Annotated in this window: 18 protein-coding genes and 1 riboswitch; of the genes, 12 read left to right on the plus strand and 6 right to left on the minus strand. The window is 58.9% G+C overall.

Going from position 1 to position 17107, the window contains the following annotated elements:
* Positions 1-55 precede the first annotated feature (55 nt).
* From bioB to bioD, 4 genes are read left to right on the plus strand one after another with little or no spacing between them, the layout of a single operon-like run.
* Positions 56-1096, plus strand: a complete 1041-nt coding sequence (bioB, locus tag IEX01_RS02595; protein WP_188723218.1) for a biotin synthase BioB — start codon at positions 56-58, stop codon at positions 1094-1096.
* Entirely contained in the window at positions 1093-2247 is a 1155-nt protein-coding gene (gene bioF / locus IEX01_RS02600) for an 8-amino-7-oxononanoate synthase (RefSeq protein WP_024555951.1), read from the plus strand. Before bioB ends, bioF begins: the two co-directional genes overlap by 4 nt.
* Positions 2228-2986 carry a malonyl-ACP O-methyltransferase BioC gene (gene bioC / locus IEX01_RS02605; protein ID WP_188723219.1) on the plus strand — a complete coding sequence of 253 codons (759 nt, stop codon included), beginning with the start codon at positions 2228-2230 and terminating at the stop codon, positions 2984-2986. The genes bioF and bioC overlap by 20 nt, the downstream gene beginning before the upstream one ends.
* On the plus strand, positions 2979-3665 hold the full coding sequence (gene bioD, locus IEX01_RS02610; RefSeq protein ID WP_188723220.1) for a dethiobiotin synthase: 687 nt from the start codon (positions 2979-2981) through the stop codon (positions 3663-3665). Before bioC ends, bioD begins: the two co-directional genes overlap by 8 nt.
* Positions 3666-3690: 25 nt before the next feature.
* Here bioD and IEX01_RS02615 read toward each other — a convergent pair whose 3' ends face one another.
* Positions 3691-4401, minus strand: a complete 711-nt coding sequence (locus IEX01_RS02615; protein WP_024560810.1) for an ABC transporter ATP-binding protein — start codon at positions 4399-4401, stop codon at positions 3691-3693.
* Between the two features lie 898 nt (positions 4402-5299).
* Here IEX01_RS02615 and uvrB point away from each other — a divergent pair.
* Complete coding sequence (gene uvrB / locus IEX01_RS02620) at positions 5300-7321, plus strand: excinuclease ABC subunit UvrB (RefSeq protein WP_024555955.1); 2022 nt, start codon at positions 5300-5302, stop codon at positions 7319-7321.
* A 115-nt stretch (positions 7322-7436) separates the two neighbouring features.
* Here uvrB and yvcK read toward each other — a convergent pair whose 3' ends face one another.
* Complete coding sequence (gene yvcK / locus IEX01_RS02625) at positions 7437-8345, minus strand: uridine diphosphate-N-acetylglucosamine-binding protein YvcK (RefSeq protein WP_024555956.1); 909 nt, start codon at positions 8343-8345, stop codon at positions 7437-7439.
* Between the two features lie 228 nt (positions 8346-8573).
* Positions 8574-8705, plus strand: a riboswitch (molybdenum cofactor riboswitch).
* On the opposite strand from yvcK, the gene moaA reads away from it, so the two are divergent.
* From moaA to IEX01_RS02655, 6 genes are all read left to right on the plus strand, one after another.
* Positions 8693-9682, plus strand: coding sequence for a GTP 3',8-cyclase MoaA (moaA, locus tag IEX01_RS02630; RefSeq protein WP_029696957.1), 990 nt, complete (start codon positions 8693-8695; stop codon positions 9680-9682). (Overlaps the previous riboswitch by 13 nt.)
* 21 nt (positions 9683-9703) lie before the next feature.
* The gene (gene moaB, locus IEX01_RS02635) at positions 9704-10216 is read left to right on the plus strand and encodes a molybdenum cofactor biosynthesis protein B (RefSeq protein WP_024555958.1); all 513 of its coding nucleotides are present in this window, start codon (positions 9704-9706) and stop codon (positions 10214-10216) included.
* A gap of 3 nt (positions 10217-10219) precedes the next feature.
* A complete protein-coding gene (gene moaC, locus IEX01_RS02640; protein ID WP_024555959.1) occupies positions 10220-10705 on the plus strand; it encodes a cyclic pyranopterin monophosphate synthase MoaC in 486 nt (161 codons plus the stop codon).
* Entirely contained in the window at positions 10698-10943 is a 246-nt protein-coding gene (moaD, locus tag IEX01_RS02645; protein WP_024555960.1) for a molybdopterin synthase sulfur carrier subunit, read from the plus strand. The genes moaC and moaD overlap by 8 nt, the downstream gene beginning before the upstream one ends.
* A gap of 2 nt (positions 10944-10945) precedes the next feature.
* Positions 10946-11395, plus strand: a complete 450-nt coding sequence (gene moaE, locus IEX01_RS02650; RefSeq protein WP_188723221.1) for a molybdopterin synthase catalytic subunit MoaE — start codon at positions 10946-10948, stop codon at positions 11393-11395.
* A gap of 73 nt (positions 11396-11468) precedes the next feature.
* The gene (locus IEX01_RS02655) at positions 11469-12176 is read left to right on the plus strand and encodes a Bax inhibitor-1/YccA family protein (RefSeq protein ID WP_024560729.1); all 708 of its coding nucleotides are present in this window, start codon (positions 11469-11471) and stop codon (positions 12174-12176) included.
* Positions 12177-12424: 248 nt separating this feature from the next.
* Here the strand turns inward: IEX01_RS02655 and IEX01_RS02660 are convergent, their stop codons facing one another.
* From IEX01_RS02660 to IEX01_RS02670, 3 genes are read right to left on the minus strand one after another with little or no spacing between them, the layout of a single operon-like run.
* Positions 12425-13480, minus strand: coding sequence for a lysylphosphatidylglycerol synthase transmembrane domain-containing protein (locus IEX01_RS02660; protein WP_188723222.1), 1056 nt, complete (start codon positions 13478-13480; stop codon positions 12425-12427).
* Positions 13480-14724 carry a cardiolipin synthase ClsB gene (clsB, locus tag IEX01_RS02665; RefSeq protein ID WP_024555964.1) on the minus strand — a complete coding sequence of 415 codons (1245 nt, stop codon included), beginning with the start codon at positions 14722-14724 and terminating at the stop codon, positions 13480-13482. Before clsB ends, IEX01_RS02660 begins: the two co-directional genes overlap by 1 nt.
* Positions 14721-15482 (minus strand): endonuclease/exonuclease/phosphatase family protein, encoded by a 762-nt coding sequence (locus IEX01_RS02670; protein WP_024555965.1) that lies wholly within the window; start codon positions 15480-15482, stop codon positions 14721-14723. Before IEX01_RS02670 ends, clsB begins: the two co-directional genes overlap by 4 nt.
* 135 nt (positions 15483-15617) lie before the next feature.
* Here IEX01_RS02670 and IEX01_RS02675 point away from each other — a divergent pair, with 135 nt between their 5' ends.
* On the plus strand, positions 15618-16034 hold the full coding sequence (locus IEX01_RS02675) for a YbhQ family protein (RefSeq protein WP_024555966.1): 417 nt from the start codon (positions 15618-15620) through the stop codon (positions 16032-16034).
* Here IEX01_RS02675 and IEX01_RS02680 read toward each other — a convergent pair.
* On the minus strand, positions 15996-17102 hold the full coding sequence (locus IEX01_RS02680; protein ID WP_024555967.1) for an ABC transporter permease: 1107 nt from the start codon (positions 17100-17102) through the stop codon (positions 15996-15998). The genes IEX01_RS02675 and IEX01_RS02680 overlap by 39 nt on opposite strands.
* Positions 17103-17107: the final 5 nt, after the last annotated feature.

Raw genomic sequence — 17107 nt, forward strand, 5'->3', positions numbered from 1 at the left:
TAGGTTTACAAGTATATCTATAACCCCAACGAAAAAAAACTTTGGAGACGCCCCGATGGCTCACCACGCACGCTGGACTTTGTCGCAAGTTAACGCCCTTTTTGAAAAACCGCTGCTGGAGCTGCTCTTCGACGCGCAGCAGGTTCACCGCCAGCATTTCGACCCGCAGCAGGTGCAGGTCAGCACGCTGCTTTCCATCAAAACCGGCGCCTGCCCGGAAGATTGCAAATACTGCCCGCAAAGCGCGCGTTACAAAACCGGCCTGGAAGCGGAGCGGCTGATGGAAGTCGAGCAGGTGCTGGACTCCGCCCGCAAAGCGAAAGCCGCAGGCTCCACGCGCTTTTGCATGGGCGCGGCGTGGAAAAACCCCAACGACCGCGATATGCCTTACCTGGAGCAAATGGTGCAGGGCGTTAAAGCGATGGGGCTTGAAACCTGCATGACGCTTGGCACGCTGAGCGAATCGCAGGCGCAGCGTCTGGGCCAGGCGGGGCTGGATTACTACAACCACAACCTCGACACCTCGCCGGAGTTTTACGGCAACATTATCACCACCCGCACCTATCAGGAGCGTCTCGACACTATCGGCAAAGTGCGCGACGCCGGCATTAAAGTCTGCTCCGGCGGCATCGTGGGCCTTGGCGAAACCGTCACCGACCGCGCGGGGCTGCTGCTGCAGCTCGCGAATCTCCCTACGCCGCCGGAAAGCGTGCCAATCAATATGCTGGTGAAGGTGAAAGGCACGCCGCTTGCCGACAACGAGGATGTTGACGCGTTCGATTTCATTCGCACCATCGCCGTGGCGCGCATCATGATGCCAACTTCTTACGTGCGCCTTTCGGCAGGCCGCGAGCAGATGAGCGAGCAGACGCAGGCGATGTGCTTTATGGCAGGCGCCAACTCCATTTTTTATGGCTGTAAGCTGCTCACCACCCCGAACCCGGAAGAGGACAAAGACTTACAGCTTTTCCGCAAGCTTGGGCTTAACCCGCAACAGACCGCGGTGCTGGCCGGCGACAACGAGCAGCAGGAGCGCCTGGAGCACGCCCTGCGCGACGCGGACAACCAACAGTACTACAACGCGGCGGCAGTATGAGCTGGCAGGCGCGAATCGACGCCGCCTTAAACGAGCGGCGTGAAAACCACGCCTTTCGCACCCGTGAACCGAACGAGCAGGGGAACGGGCGCTGGCTGGTGCGCGGCGAACAGCGCTGGCGCAATTTTTCCAGCAATGACTACCTCGGCCTGAGCCAGCACCCGGACGTAACCCGCGCCTGGCGGCAAGGGGCGGAGCGCTATGGCGTGGGGAGCGGCGGTTCCGGACATGTGACCGGCTATCATCGCGAGCACGCCGGGCTGGAAGCGGCGCTGGCGCAGTGGCTCGGTTTCGACCGGGCGCTGCTGTTCATCTCCGGCTTCGCGGCTAATCAGGCGGTTATCAGCGCGCTGATGCAAAAAGAGGACCGCCTGCTGGCGGACCGCTTAAGTCACGCCTCGCTGCTGGAGGCGGCAAGCCTCAGCCCGGCGCGGCTGCGGCGTTTCGCGCACAACGACGCGGGGGCGCTGCGAAATCTGCTGGCGAAACCGTGCGACGGGCAAACGCTGGTGGTGACGGAAGGGGTTTTTAGCATGGATGGCGACAGCGCGCCGCTGGCGCAACTTGCTCAGGCGTCCCGTGAGGCGAAGGCCTGGCTGATGGTGGACGATGCGCACGGCATCGGCGTGCTGGGCGAAGGCGGGCGCGGCAGTTGCTTTGCAAGCCAGGTTCACCCCGAACTGCTGATCGTCACTTTCGGCAAGGCTTTTGGCGTGAGCGGCGCAGCCGTGTTGTGCAGCCACTCGCTCGCCGATTACCTGACGCAGTTTGCCCGCCATCTTATCTACAGCACCAGCATGCCGCCCGCTCAGGCCGCTGCGTTGCATGCTTCGCTGCGCGTGATTCAGCAAGGCGACGCGCTGCGTAGCCGGCTTGCTCATCACATTACGCGCTTTCGCACGGGCGCTGCGGCGCTGCCGCTTACGCTTGCAGAATCCGCCACCGCCATCCAGCCGCTGATTGTGGGCGATAACCTTCGCACCCAGGCGCTGGCGCAGCGGCTACGGGAACGCGGCTGCTGGGTCAGCGCGATTCGTCCGCCTACGGTGCCGGCGGGAACCGCCAGGCTTCGCATCACGCTCACCGCCGCCCATGAAAACGACGATATCGACGCCTTGCTGGAGGCCCTCTATGACGCCTGCCGTGAATAAACGCGCCGTGGCGGCCGCCTTTGGCCGCGCGGCGCAAAGCTATGACCGCTTTGCAGAACTACAGCGGCTGAGCGGCGAACGGTTGCTGGCCTGCCTGCAGGGCGCGGCCTTCGTCCAGGTGCTTGACGCAGGCTGCGGCACCGGCGCGTTCAGCCGCCGCTGGCGTGAGCTGGGAAGCGAGGTGACGGCAGTTGATCTCAGCGCGCAGATGCTGACGCAGGCGCGTCGCCAGCAGACGGCGCACCGCTATGCGCAGGGCGATATCGAAGCGCTGCCCTTCGCCAGTGAAAGCTTTGACCTGGTCTGGAGCAACCTGGTGGTGCAGTGGTGTGAAAACCTCTCACGGGGGCTGGGCGAACTTTATCGCGTAACCCGCTCCGGCGGGCGCATCGCCTTCAGCACGCTGGTGGAAGGATCGCTGCCGGAGTTGCATCAGGCGTGGCGGGCGGTGGATGAAAACCCGCACGCCAACCGCTTTTTATCCGCCGACGCGATAGCCCGCGCCTGCCCGGAAAGCCGCGTGGCGCTCTTTCAGGAGCGCATTACCCTGACTTTTCCGGACGCCTTAAGCGCCATGCGGTCGCTCAAAGGCATTGGCGCGACGCATCTGCATGACGGGCGGCAAAACCGCACCCTGACGCGCCGGGAGCTGCAGCGGCTGACGCTCGCCTGGCCGCAGCGAGCGGGCGGTTTCCCGCTCTCGTACCATCTGATTTTTGGAGTGATTGAACGTGACTGAACGCTGGTTTATTACCGGTACCGATACCGAAGTGGGCAAAACCGTGGCGAGCTGCGCGCTGTTGCAGGCGGCGGCGCTTGTGGGCTACCGCACCGCAGGCTACAAGCCGGTGGCGTCCGGCAGCGAGATGACGCAAGAGGGGGTTCGCAACAGCGACGCGCTGGCCCTGCAGCGCCACAGCAGCGTGGCGTTGCGCTATGAACAGGTTAATCCGCTCACCTTTCTGGAACCCACATCGCCGCATATCGTAAGCCAGGAAGAGGGCAGACCGATTGATTTCGCTACGCTCTCCGCCGGGCTTGCCGCGCTGGAGCCGCTCGCCAACTGGGTGCAGGTGGAAGGTGCCGGCGGCTGGTTTACGCCGCTTTCGCAAACCACCACTTTCGCCGACTGGGTCGTGAAGGAGCAATTGCCCGTGATTCTGGTCGTAGGCGTGAAGCTTGGCTGCATCAACCATGCGCTGCTTACCGCCCAGGCGGTCGCGGCGGCCGGGCTGCCGCTCGCGGGCTGGATTGCCAACGACGTGCAGCCGCCTGGCAAACGGCATCAGGAGTATATGGCGACGCTTAAAAGACTGCTGCCTGCGCCGTGTCTTGGGGAGATCCCGTGGCTTGGGGAGCGGGCCGAGCATCAGCCGCTCGGCCGTTATCTTTCGCTGGAGGCGCTGAAGCGGCGCTAAAGCGGCGCTAAAGCGGCGCCAGGCTTTACGGCGTTATCCAGTGCGCCAGCTTTTCGTTATCAAGCTGCGCCACGCTCCCCCGGGCGACGGCGCGGCCGCGATGCAGCAGGCAGAAGCGGTCTGCTACCCGTCGAATGAACGACAGCTGCTGTTCCACCAGCAGCACGGTCAGGCCGAAATCGCGGTTTAAGCGCACTATCAGCAGGCTTAGCTTTTGAATCACATTCTGACCGGCGCCGCGCGTCGGCTCGTCCAGAATAAGCAGCCTGGGCTGGTTTACCAGCGCCCGGGCGAGCGCCAGCTGCTGCTGGTTATCGCCCGACAGCTCGCCGCCGCGCGCATGACGCAGCGCGTAAAGATCGGGGAAAAGATCGAAAATCATCTCCGGCAGCGGGCCTGGCTTATCCGCCGCCGCCAGCATGGCGATGCGCAGGTTTTCCTCAACGGTAAGCTGCGAGAAAATGCGCCTGTCCTGCGGCAGGAAGCTGATGCCGAGCGCGGCGCGGTGTTCTGGCGGCATCGTTAACAGCTCTTCCGGCGGCTTACCCGCCTCGCGCCACGTAATGCTGCCGCTCTGCACGGGCAGGTAGCCTGCAATACAATTCACAAGCGTCGTCTTACCCATACCCGGCGCGCCCATCACGCAGGTGCATTCGCCCGGCAGCAAATCTAAATCGACATTCCACAGCGTGTGCTGCGTGCCGTAGTACTGATTCACAGCACGTAAACTCAACATAGCAAACTCCTTTCTGAGAGGGTGAAGAGATAATCACTTCGCTGACTGCGCAGCGTTACGAGCGTTTTATTCACCAGATCACCAGCATCCTGCGTCGCTTCTCCCAAACAGGGAGAAAGGGTCGAGTTCCGGTACGGTTACGTTGCAATTCTCTTGCCAGCGCCGGAATCCGGGGCGAAATATCGTGTTCTTTGAGATTAAGCTGATAAAAAAGGGTGGGTGAGCGATCCTAGGCTAGCACTTTATCTGAAGGGTGCACTTTAAGGGTGCCTGAGAAGGGAGGAAACTCGCCGCCCTGGTGCAGCGCTGCGTTTAATTTTTAATCTATTGCCGGGCGTTATGTGACCATAATCACGTCTGGACGCTGAACAAAAAGTGCCAAAAGACGTCTAAAGCCGACAAGAAAAAATTTTTTCCGCCTCGTTACACAAAATGCAGGGTTTTCGCGGAGCGGCGCAGACAATGGCTTGAGGGTAGTTATCCACTATTCCTGTGGATAACCTTGTGCATTAGAGTTAGAAAACACTCGGCAAGCGAGAGCGGATGCGGGTTCCCGCCGGATTGACGCGAAAGCCGTCTCAAAAAAATATCGCTTAATTTACAGCAGTTTAAATAAAATCAATGGCCGTCAGAAAAGTGTCACCTGCTGCAATAAAACTATCACAGCCTCGCTTGACAAATGTTAAAAGGGCAAAACTTTTGGGGATAACCGCGTTCCGCTGGTTTTTTCTTCAGCTGGCAGGGGAAATAAAGCAGACCAGACGGCGGAAACGGTGCGTAACAAAATATTGCTTACCTGACACTGGTTTTTCATACAGTATTTAGTGCTGGCAAAAATTTCGCCTGCGAGTAAAATTACACCTCCGGCCCGCCCAAATCTGCATCAGGTAGTCATTTCATGAGTAAACCTTTCAAACTCAATTCCGCTTTTAAACCCTCTGGCGACCAGCCGGAGGCGATTCGTCGTCTGAAAGAGGGGCTGGAAGATGGTCTGGCTCACCAGACGCTGCTTGGCGTAACCGGTTCGGGGAAAACCTTTACCGTGGCCAACGTGATTGCCGACCTGCAGCGTCCGACGATGGTGCTGGCGCCGAATAAAACGCTGGCGGCGCAGCTGTATGGCGAAATGAAAGAGTTCTTCCCGGATAACGCCGTGGAATATTTCGTCTCGTACTACGACTACTATCAGCCTGAAGCCTACGTGCCGAGCTCCGACACCTTTATTGAAAAAGATGCGTCGGTGAACGAACACATCGAACAGATGCGCCTTTCCGCGACCAAAGCGCTGCTGGAGCGCCGCGACGTGGTGGTCGTGGCGTCGGTCTCCGCCATTTATGGTCTGGGCGACCCCGATTTGTATCTGAAGATGATGCTGCACCTCACGAAGGGCATGATAATCAACCAGCGCGATATCCTGCGCCGTCTGGCGGAGCTGCAATACACCCGCAACGACCAGGCGTTCCAGCGCGGCACCTTCCGCGTACGCGGTGAAGTAATAGATATTTTCCCGGCGGAATCCGATGACCTGGCGCTGCGCGTAGAACTCTTTGACGAAGAAGTGGAGCGCCTGTCGCTGTTTGACCCGCTTACCGGCACGGTAGAGTCGGTTATCCAGCGTTTCACCGTCTATCCGAAAACGCACTACGTTACGCCGCGCGAGCGCATTGTGCAGGCGATGGAAGAGATAAAAGTCGAGCTGGCGGACCGCCGCAAGGTGCTGCTCGCCAATAACAAGCTGCTGGAAGAACAGCGCCTGACCCAGCGCACCCAGTTTGACCTCGAAATGATGAACGAGCTGGGCTATTGCTCCGGCATCGAAAACTACTCGCGCTATCTCTCGGGGCGCGGACCGGGCGAGGCGCCGCCGACCCTGTTTGATTACCTGCCGGCCGACGGCCTGCTGGTGATTGACGAATCGCACGTTACTATTCCGCAGATTGGCGGCATGTATCGCGGCGACCGGGCGCGTAAAGAGACGCTGGTGGAGTATGGCTTCCGTCTGCCTTCCGCGCTGGATAACCGTCCGCTGAAATTTGAAGAGTTTGAAGCGCTGGCGCCGCAGTCGATCTACGTATCGGCGACGCCTGGCAACTATGAACTGGAAAAATCGGGCGGCGAAATCGTCGACCAGGTGGTGCGCCCGACAGGGCTGCTTGATCCGATTATCGAAGTGCGTCCGGTGGCGACCCAGGTGGACGACCTGCTGTCGGAAATCCGCAAGCGGGTGGCCATCAACGAGCGCGTGCTGGTGACAACATTAACCAAGCGCATGGCGGAAGATCTTACCGAATACCTGGAAGAGCATGGCGAGAAGGTGCGCTATCTGCACTCCGACATCGACACGGTGGAGCGCATGGAGATCATCCGCGACCTGCGTCTGGGGGAATTTGACGTGCTGGTGGGCATCAACCTGCTGCGTGAGGGGCTGGATATGCCGGAAGTATCGCTGGTGGCGATTCTGGATGCGGACAAAGAGGGCTTCCTGCGCTCCGAACGTTCGCTGATTCAGACTATCGGCCGCGCGGCGCGTAACGTTAACGGCAAGGCGATTCTGTACGGCGATAAAATTACGCCGTCGATGGCGAAAGCGATTGGCGAAACGGAGCGGCGTCGCGAGAAGCAGCAGCGTTATAACGAAGAGCACGGCATTGTGCCGCAGGGCCTGAACAAGAAGGTGGTGGATATTCTGGCGCTTGGCGAAAGCATCGCCAAAACTAAGCCGAAGGGCCGTGGCAAAGGCCGCAGCGTAGCCGATGTGGAAGCGGCGGAGCTGGCGCTGACGCCAAAAGCGCTGCAGCAAAAAATTCACCAGCTGGAGGCGCAGATGCTGCAACATGCGCAAAACCTGGAGTTTGAAGAAGCCGCGCAGATCCGCGACCAACTGCATCAGCTGCGCGAGCTGTTTATCGCCGCGTCCTGATTGCCTTTCTGAAGAAGGCAAAGGCGTCTTTTGTGGCGTTGAGCGGCGGCTTACAAAAAAGGCGGGTGGCCATGAGCTCACCCGCCTTTTCCGTTACGGCTAACCACGCTAAACCTTATCCCAACTCCTGAATCGCTTTTTCCAGCGCAATGCGCAGCAGATGGCGGTCGTGGCGATGCGGGATGTCGGTCGCCTCAAGCGGTTGCTGGACAATAATGCGGTTCTTAACGCCGCTCACGTCAATTTGCGGACCTACCACCACCGCATCCACAACCGGTTTGCCGACATACTGCTCCATGACGGCGAGCTTCTCTTCCAGCGGTAAATTATCCGCCGCCGCGCTCTGTTCGCGCCCCAGGTTGCCGACATAAACCATCGGTGCGGGCGTGCGGCGCAGCGCCTGCGCCAGGTCCTCAACCAGCAGCAGCGGAATGAGGCTGGTATAAAAACTTCCCGGCCCGATGATAAGTAAATCCGCTTCGCCGATGGCCTGAATCGCTTCCCGCGTCGCCTGTACTTTAGGATAAAGCATCAACTCCTTAGGCGGCTGGGTTAGCAGGTCGATGCTGACCTCGCCGTAGACCGCATTGCCGTCCACGTCGATAGCCATCAAATCTACCGGTTGCTCCGACATCGGAATCAAGAAGGCGTCCACTTTCAGCAGGTTGCGAATTAAATTAATCGCCTCCAGAGGCCGCACGCTCAGGTGGTCCAGCGCCTTTAACATCAGGTTTCCGAGGTTATGGCCTGAAAGTTCGCCGTTGCCGCCAAAACGGTACTCAAACATCGCCGATGCGACGCTCGGTTCGGTAATGAGTTGATTAAGGCAATTACGCATGTCTCCCCAGGCAATGCCGCCTTCGGAACGGCGAATACGTCCGGTGGAGCCGCCGTTGTCGGTGGTGGTAACGATACCGGTAAGTCGTGAACCCAGCGAAGAGAGCGACGACATTACCCGGCCAAGGCCGTGCCCGCCGCCCAGCGCCACCACCCGGTCAAGGTCCGCAAAAGTGCGATTGCGCATACCTAATCCTTATGAACCCAAAAAACGGCCTACGTTAACGTAAAGTGCGGCGAAAAACGATCCGCCATCCGCCTTAAAATGACGTGTATCAAGGCAAAAAGATGACTTTTACGTATCCTGATGCCAAATGTGGCGAATAAAGCGCTATGTATGCGTTTATATAGCGAAAATCGGCGTTGGCGAAACTGGGTTTCACGCGCTACTATCGCCATTACCACGTTTCAGCAAATTGAAACAACACTCTAAGCCTTTGCGCCTAAGTCCTTGCGATATGGCGCTCTGGCCGTGGCGACGCCACCAGGGTGCAGAAAGAAATGACTGCATCTCCCGTATTTGGAAAGGTGTACATGGTTTCTCAACTTACCGATGCTTTTGCGCGTAAGTTTTATTACTTACGCCTGTCGATTACCGACGTCTGCAATTTTCGTTGCACCTACTGCCTGCCGGATGGCTACAAGCCCGCAGGCGCGACCAACAAAAGTTTCCTCTCGCTTGATGAAATTCGCCGCGTGACGCGCGCTTTCGCCGCGCTGGGCACTGAAAAAGTGCGCCTGACCGGGGGCGAGCCCTCCTTACGCCGCGACTTTACCGACATCATCGCCGCGGTGCGTGAAAACGCCGCCATCCGCCAGATTGCGGTCACCACAAACGGCTACCGCCTCGCGCGTGACGTAAAGGCATGGCGCGACGCCGGGCTAACCGCCGTTAACGTAAGCGTCGACAGTCTCGACGCCCGTCAGTTTCACGCGATTACCGGGCAGGATAAATTCCGCCAGGTCATGGCGGGGATAGACGCCGCCTTTGCGGCGGGCTTTGAGCGGGTGAAGGTCAATACGGTGCTGATGCGCGACGTTAACCACCATCAGCTCGACACCTTTCTTGCCTGGATCAAGCCGCGCCGCATTCAGCTACGCTTTATCGAACTGATGGAGACGGGCGAGGGCGGTTCGCTGTTTCGGGAGCATCATATCTCCGGCGCGACCATTCGCGACGAACTGCTCAAACGCGGCTGGATCCATCAGCTTCGCAACCGGGCGGACGGCCCGGCGCAGGTCTTCTGCCACCCCGATTACGAAGGGGAGATAGGCCTTATCATGCCGTATGACAAAGACTTCTGCGCCAGCTGCAACCGGCTGCGCGTGTCGTCGTCAGGTAAGCTGCATCTGTGTCTTTTTGGTGATGGCGGCGTGTCGCTTCGCGAACTGCTTGCTGATGACAGCCAGCAGGGTGCGCTGATTGCCCGCATCGAAGAGGCGCTGACCTATAAAAAGCAGACCCATTTCCTGCATGACGGCAACACCGGCATTACCCAGAACCTGTCCTATATCGGCGGTTAACCTTTTTACAAGGAGTAGAGCATGAGCCAGGTTAGCGCGGCGTTTATCCCGGCGCGTATCGCTATTCTTACCGTCTCCAGCCGTCGCGGCGAAGACGAAGACACCTCCGGCCATTTCCTGCGCGATGCCGCCGTTGAGGCGGGGCATCAGGTGGTGGAAAAAGCCATCGTAAAAGAGAATCTCTATGCCATTCGCGCCCAGGTTTCCGCCTGGATAGCCTCTGATGAAGTGCAGGTGGTGCTGATTAACGGTGGCACCGGCTTTACCGCAGGCGATGTCGCGCCTGAGGCGCTGCTGCCGCTATTCGACCGCGAAATCGCAGGCTTTGGCGAGCTGTTCCGCATGCTCTCTTTTGAAGAGATAGGCACCTCGATGATGCAGTCGCGCGCCGTGGCGGGCATTGCCAACCAGACGCTGATTTTCGCCATGCCCGGCTCCACGAAAGCGTGCCGCACGGCCTGGGAAAACATCATCGTGCCGCAGCTTGACGCCCGCACTCGTCCCTGTAATTTTCATCCTCATCTCAAGAAGTAAGCTATGTCGCAACTGACCCACATTAACGCCGCGGGCGAAGCCCATATGGTTGATGTTTCCGCCAAGGCGGAGACGGTGCGCGAGGCGCGCGCCGAAGCTTTCGTCGCCATGCGCCCGGAAACGCTGGCGATGATCATCGACGGCAGCCACCATAAGGGCGATGTGTTCGCCACCGCCCGCATCGCCGGCATTCAGGCCGCCAAACGCACCTGGGAGCTGATCCCGCTTTGTCATCCGCTGCTGCTTAGCAAAGTGGAAGTAGAGTTAGAAGCGCAGCCGGAACAGAGCCGCGTGCGCATTGCGTCGCTTTGCCGCCTGACCGGTAAAACCGGCGTGGAAATGGAGGCGCTGACGGCGGCGTCGGTGGCGGCGCTGACCATTTACGATATGTGCAAAGCCGTGCAGAAAGATATGGTCATTGGCCCGGTGCGGCTGCTGGCGAAAAGCGGCGGCAAGTCAGGCGATTTTCAGGTGAATGACAATGATTAAAGTCTTGTTTTTCGCGCAGGTGCGCGAGCTGGTCGCGACCGACGCGCTGGAGGTGACGGCGGACTTCGTAAACGTTGAGGCGCTGCGCGCGCACCTCGCCGCGCGCGGTGACCGCTTCGCGCTGGCGCTGGAGCCCGGCAAGCTGCTGGCGGCGGTCAACCAGACGCTGGTGGCCTTCGATCATCCGCTGAAAGCGGGCGACGAAGTGGCCTTTTTCCCACCGGTAACCGGAGGCTGACCATGGAAACCCGTATTCGCGTCGGGCGTGAAAATTTCAACGTAGGCGAAGAGTACCAGTGGCTTGCCCAGTGCGATGAAGACGGCGCCGTGGTCACCTTCACCGGCAAGGTGCGCAATCATAATCTTGGCGACAGCGTGAGCGCGCTGACGCTTGAGCACTACCCGGGCATGACGGAAAAGGCGCTGGCGGAGATTGTCGCGGATGCCCGCGCGCGCTGGCCGCTGCAGCGCGTATCGGTGATTCACCGTATTGGCGAACTGTGGCCGGGAGACGAAATTGTGTTTGTCGGCGTAACCGGCGCCCACCGCAGCCAGGCGTTTGACGCCGCGCAGTTTATTATGGATTACCTGAAAACCCGCGCGCCGTTCTGGAAGCGGGAAGCGACGCCGGAAGGCGACCGCTGGGTGGGAGCCCGCGAGAGCGACCAGCAGGCGGCGAAGCGCTGGTAAGCGGGTTTCGCAGAATGTGCCAGGCTTTTACCAGGGGGCGCAAGCCCGGTTTTTATCGTTAAGAGGAGCCGTCATGGACCGATATCCACGTTCAAGTGACACCATTGTTCAGCCCCGCGCGGGGTTGCAGACTTTTATGGCGCAAGTGTATGGCTGGATGACCTGTGGGCTGTTGCTCACTGCGTTCGTCGCCTGGTATGCCGCTAATACGCCCGCCGTGATGATGTATGTGTTCTCAAGCCGCATCACTTTCTTCGGGCTTATTATCGCGCAGCTGGCGGTGGTGTTTGTGCTGTCGGGGCTGGTGCATAAGCTCAGCCCGGCGGTGGCGACCGCGCTGTTTATGCTCTATTCGGCGCTCACCGGCTTAACGCTCGCCAGTATCTTTCTGGTCTATACCTATGCCTCCATCGCCAGCACGTTCGTCGTGACGGCGGGGATGTTTGGCGCGATGAGCCTGTATGGCTACACCACCAAACGCGACCTGAGCGGCTTCGGCAATATGCTGTTTATGGCGCTGATAGGCATTCTTATCGCCTCGCTGGTGAATTTCTGGCTGAAGAGCACGGCGCTGATGTGGGCGGTAACCTATATCGGCGTTATCGTCTTCGTGGGGCTGACGGCGTATGACACGCAGAAGCTGAAAAACCTGGGGGCGGAGATCGATGTTAACGATCGCGGGCATTTGCGTAAGTACTCCATTCTCGGCGCGCTGACGCTATACCTTGATTTCATCAACCTGTTCCTGATGCTGCTGCGTATTTTTGGCAACCGGCGGTAGGCTGTTTTGATGGATAAAACCCTCTGCGGAGGGTTTTTTTATGCGCGGAGCAAGGTGCGCGCTGACGTGTGACCCGGCGCGAAGGACATACGTTAGCGCCAGATGTTCCCCACAGGCGGCCCTGAACGGGCGCCGCCGTAGTCAGTGTGGGGAGGGCAGTGTCGCGGTGGCAGGAGAACGGTTTTGGTTTTGCAGGGCGGGTTAGCGTCGCGCCACCCGCCTTATAGCTTGTCGCCTGAGCGCCGCGCTTACCCTTTTACCTCTCCTTCTCTCGGCGTAAAGCGCGCCTCATTCGTATGGCTCTCCACCCGATTCTCATCCGGCGTGCCGGACTTCTGCTCTGCGCTGGCGAGCTTTTTCTCGTTTTTCGCCCGCAGTTTCTTCGCGCGGCTTTCCAGCACCAGATAACAGATGATGGCGATGAGCAGCGGAGCGAAGAAATAGAGCATGCGATAGGCGAGCAGGGCGGCGATGATGGCGCCGTGGCTGACATGTTCGCCCGCCAGCAGGGCGATAAACACCGCTTCCAGCACGCCGATACCCGCCGGAATATGGATGATAACCCCGGCGATGCTGCTCACCAGCAGCACGCCCAGCACGAAGAAATAGTCCACCTGCTGGCCGAGCAGCAGCCAGATTATCGCCCCCATCGCCATCCAGTTCGCGCTGGAGATAAGCAACTGAACGATAGCGAACTTCCACGACGGCAAGACCAGCTTCTGTCCTTTGATGGTCATATGACGGCGTTTCGCAAAACCGCAGGCCCAGAGATAAAACCCAATAAACGCCAGCAGCGCGAGACCAATAATGCGCAGCGTGCTTTCATTGATATACCAGTGTGCGGGCAACTGAACGACGCCAATGCTGAATATCACCCCACCCAGCAGAATGTAACCAAGCCAGTTAGTGGTGATGCTGAGTGAGAAGATGCGCGTGATGGTGCTGCCCGGCAGCCCAAGCCGTGAATAGAGCCGGTAGCGCATCCCCACACCGCCCACCCAGGTGCTGAGCGTCAGGTTAAAGGCGTAGCAGATAAACGACACCAGCATCACTTGCCTTTTGGCAAGCTTATGGCCGCAGTAGGCGCGCCCGAGCAGGTCGTAAAAGCCGTACAGCACATAGCTGACAATCACCAGCGCGATAGCGCTTAACAGCGCGGTGCGATTGTAATCGCGGATAACCTTCCAGACCTCTTCCCAGTCCACTTTTTGCGCATAAAGCACAATCAGGACAATAACGGCGATAAAGAACAGCCAGGTAAGGATCTTTTTCGCTTTACGCCATTTCGGATGTGATTTCGCCATCAGGGTTTTACTCCCGGATTATCCGTCTCAACCCGGTCCTGGGTCTCGATTTCAGGTTGCACGGGCGGGTTAACCAGCGCCAGCCGCGGTGTGTGGGCGGGCAGCCAGCCGACCAGCGCCGGGAAGTGGCGCAAAAAGTGGAACGCCAGCACGCTTTTCGTCAGATTCCACCACGTACGCCGCGGCAGCATGCTTTCATCAACCTGTTTAGAATCTTCGCGGATAAGCCTGTTAAGGTTGTCGCGCAGCGTCTGGTTAAAATGCCGGTCATGGATGATAAGGTTCGCCTCCAGATTGAGAGAGAGGCTCAGCGGGTCAAGGTTGCTTGAGCCGACCGTTGCCCAGTGGTCATCCATCAGCGCCACTTTACCGTGCAGCGGGCGACGCAAATATTCAAACACCTGCACGCCGCCTTTCACCAGATAGTTGTAAAGCAGTCGCGCGCCTACTTTAACGATAGGCATATCTGGCTCACCCTGCACGATTAGCTTCACGCGCACGCCGCGCCGCGCCGCATTGCGCATGGCGTGCAGCAGACGGTAGCCGGGGAAGAAATAGGCGTTGGCGATGATCACCTCTTTCTTCGCGTTGGCGAGCATTTTCAGGTAATAACGTTCGATGTCGTCCCGGTGCTCTTCGTTGTCGCGCCAGACAAACAGCGCCTGGGCTTCGCCCGGCGTGATGTTGTCCGCCGCCTGCTGACGTCGACGCCGCCACCAGCGGCCCGCCTGCTCGTTTTCCGGCAGGTTGCTCAGCACAAACTGGTAGATATCCTGCACCACCGGGCCTTCCACCCGCACGGCGTAGTCCTGCTTCGCTTCCGGGCCGTAGTCGGACATATGCTCGGCGGAGTAGTTAATGCCGCCGACAAAAGCCACGTTGCCGTCAATCACCACAATTTTGCGGTGCATGCGGCGAAAGAGGTTGGTGCGCATGCCGAACAGCGGCTTGCGCGGGTCGTAATAGCGGAATATTACGCCTGCGGCGGTGAGCTCGTTGACGAAGCTGTCGCTAAGGTCTGGCGAGCCGTAGCCGTCCAGCAGCACTTCAATGCTGACGCCGCGCTGCGCCGCGCGCAGGAGAACCGCGTGCAGCTGTCGGCCGACCTCATCCTCGAACCAGATAAAGGTTTCGAGAAAAATTTTGCTTTTCGCTTTGTTAATGGCGGCAAACACCGCCGGATAGTACTCATCCCCGTTTTCGAGCAACTGTATGCGGTTGCCATCGCGCCAGGTGGGTTTCATAGATGAATCTCCACAGCCAGAGGGGCATGATCGGAAAGGTGTCGCCAGGTACGCAGCGGCAGCGCGGTCGGGGCGCTGACCGTGGCGTTTTTCACGTAGATGCGATCGAGGCGCAGCAGCGGGAAGCGAACCGGAAATGTGCGCGCCGGGCGGCCATAGGCCCGGGTGAACACTTCATCAAGCCCCGTGTGCTGATGCAAAAAGCGGTTCGCCTGCTGTCGCCAGTCGTTAAAATCGCCTGCTACCACTACCGGCTCGCCATCCGGCAGGCTGTTTACCAGCTCCGCCAGCATGTTGAGCTGTTCCTGACGATGCGCCTCCTTCAGGCCCAAATGAACACAAATAACATGCAGCGTTTTATCGAACGAGGGGGGAGAGATTTGACAGTGCAGCAACCCGCGCTTTTCATGCCCATCCACCGAGACGTCCAGGTTCTCATACTGCTCAATCGGAAAGCGGGAGAGCACCGCGTTGCCGTGATGCCCTTCCGGATAGACGGCGTTTCGCCCATAGGCGTAGTCGCTCCACATCGTATCGGCCAGAAACTCATAATGCGTGGTATCCGGCCAGTTCTCGACGTGCATTGGATGCACTTCATGCGCGCCCATGACTTCCTGCAGGCAGACAATGTCTGCGGAAACCGTCCTTACCGCATCCCGTAGTTCCGGCAAAATAAAGCGCCGGTTAAAAGCGGTAAATCCTTTGTGCGTGTTGATGGTGAGCACTTTGAATGAAAATCGCTGTGTTTTCCCTGCCATGTTTCTCCCGTCACGTTTCGCTGTCCTGATGGAAATAAAGTGTAGTCTTAGTCACAAAAAGGTGCGGGCTTACGGAATTTTCCGTAAAGTGCGGTACTCTCAGTTATCAGTGAAAAATCCCGGAGGATGGAAGCCATGAGGTGGCAACAACAAATTCGCGTCGTAACGGGCCTGAGTTGCTGGCAGATTGTTCTGCATCTGGCGGTTATCGCGCTTCTTATCGCCGGCTGGCTTAGCGGCTCGCTGGTGCGCGTCGGGCTGGGTTTATGCCTGCTTTACGGCGTGACGGTGCTGTTGATGCTGATGCTGCAGCGCCACCATGAAGGCCTCTGGCGCGATGTGGGCGATTTTCTGGAAGAGCTCACCACCACCTGGTATTTCGGCACGTCGCTTATCGCGCTGTGGCTGCTTTCCCGCGTTTTGCACAACAACTGGCTGCTGGCGCTGGCGGGGCTCGCCATGCTGGCGGGCCCGGCGCTGGTGTCGTTGCTGGTAAAAGAGCGTAAGCGCCATTCAGGCGATTTTGCGCCGAAACATCGCGTAGGCCGCTGACCCCGTCGTGGCCGCGATGACCAGTAGCGGCCACAAGCTCCGCCAGATAATCTCCAGACTCGCATCCTTTAAATAAATCGCTTTAGTAATATCGGTAAAGTGACGAATCGGGTTCGCCCAGGTGAGGTTTTGCAGCCACACCGGCATGTTCTCTACCGGCGAGACATACCCGGATAGCAAAATCGCCGGCATCATAAAGACAAACACGCCGATAAACGCCTGCTGCTGCGTCGCGCAGAGTGCGGAAATCAACAGCCCAAAGCCCACCAGCGACAGCCCGTAGATAAGCATGGTGAAGTAAAAGAGGGCGAGCGAGCCGGAGAAGGGGATGTCATAGCCCCAGATGCCCGCGCCCAGCACGATAGTGGCCTGAAAGGTCGCCACAACCAGCGCCGGTACCGCCTTGCCGACAAAAATCTGCCAGGTGGCCAGCGGCGAGACCAGCAGCTGGTCGAGCGTGCCCTGTTCGCGCTCCCGCGCCACCGAAAGGGAGGTGACAATCATCACCCCGATGGTGGTTATCATGGCGATAAGCGAAGGCACGATAAACCATTTGTAATCCAGGTTCGGGTTATACCAGTTGCGCACCACCAGCTCGCTGTTGTTCGGCTTCGGCTTGCCCTCCAGCAACTCCAGTTGGTAATCCTTCACTATCTCCTGCAAATAGTTGGCCGCTATCTGGGCGCTGTTGGAGTTGCGCCCGTCGAGGATAATTTGCAGCGGCGCGGGCTCAAGGCGTGACAGCTTGCGGGAGAAGTCTGCCGGAAAGCGGATCAGCAGCAGCGCTTTTTGCGTGTCGAGCGTCGGGCGGATCGCCTGCGCGCTGTTGAGCATTCGCACTTCGCTGAAAGCCTTAGCGCGTGCAAAGCGTTGCGTCAGCTCGATAGAGTGCGCGCCGTTGTCTTCGTTATAGATAGCGATAGTGGCGTTAGTGACCTCAAGCGTGGCGGCAAAAGGGAACAGCAGCACCTGCAGCAAGACTGGCATGATGAGGATGGCGCGGGTCTGCGGCTCGCGCAGCAGCGACTGCAACTCTTTGCGGATAAGCGTCCATAAGCGATAAAACATTCTGC

The organism is Franconibacter daqui (assembly GCF_014644275.1).
Taxonomy (GTDB): Bacteria; Pseudomonadota; Gammaproteobacteria; order Enterobacterales; family Enterobacteriaceae; genus Franconibacter; species Franconibacter pulveris.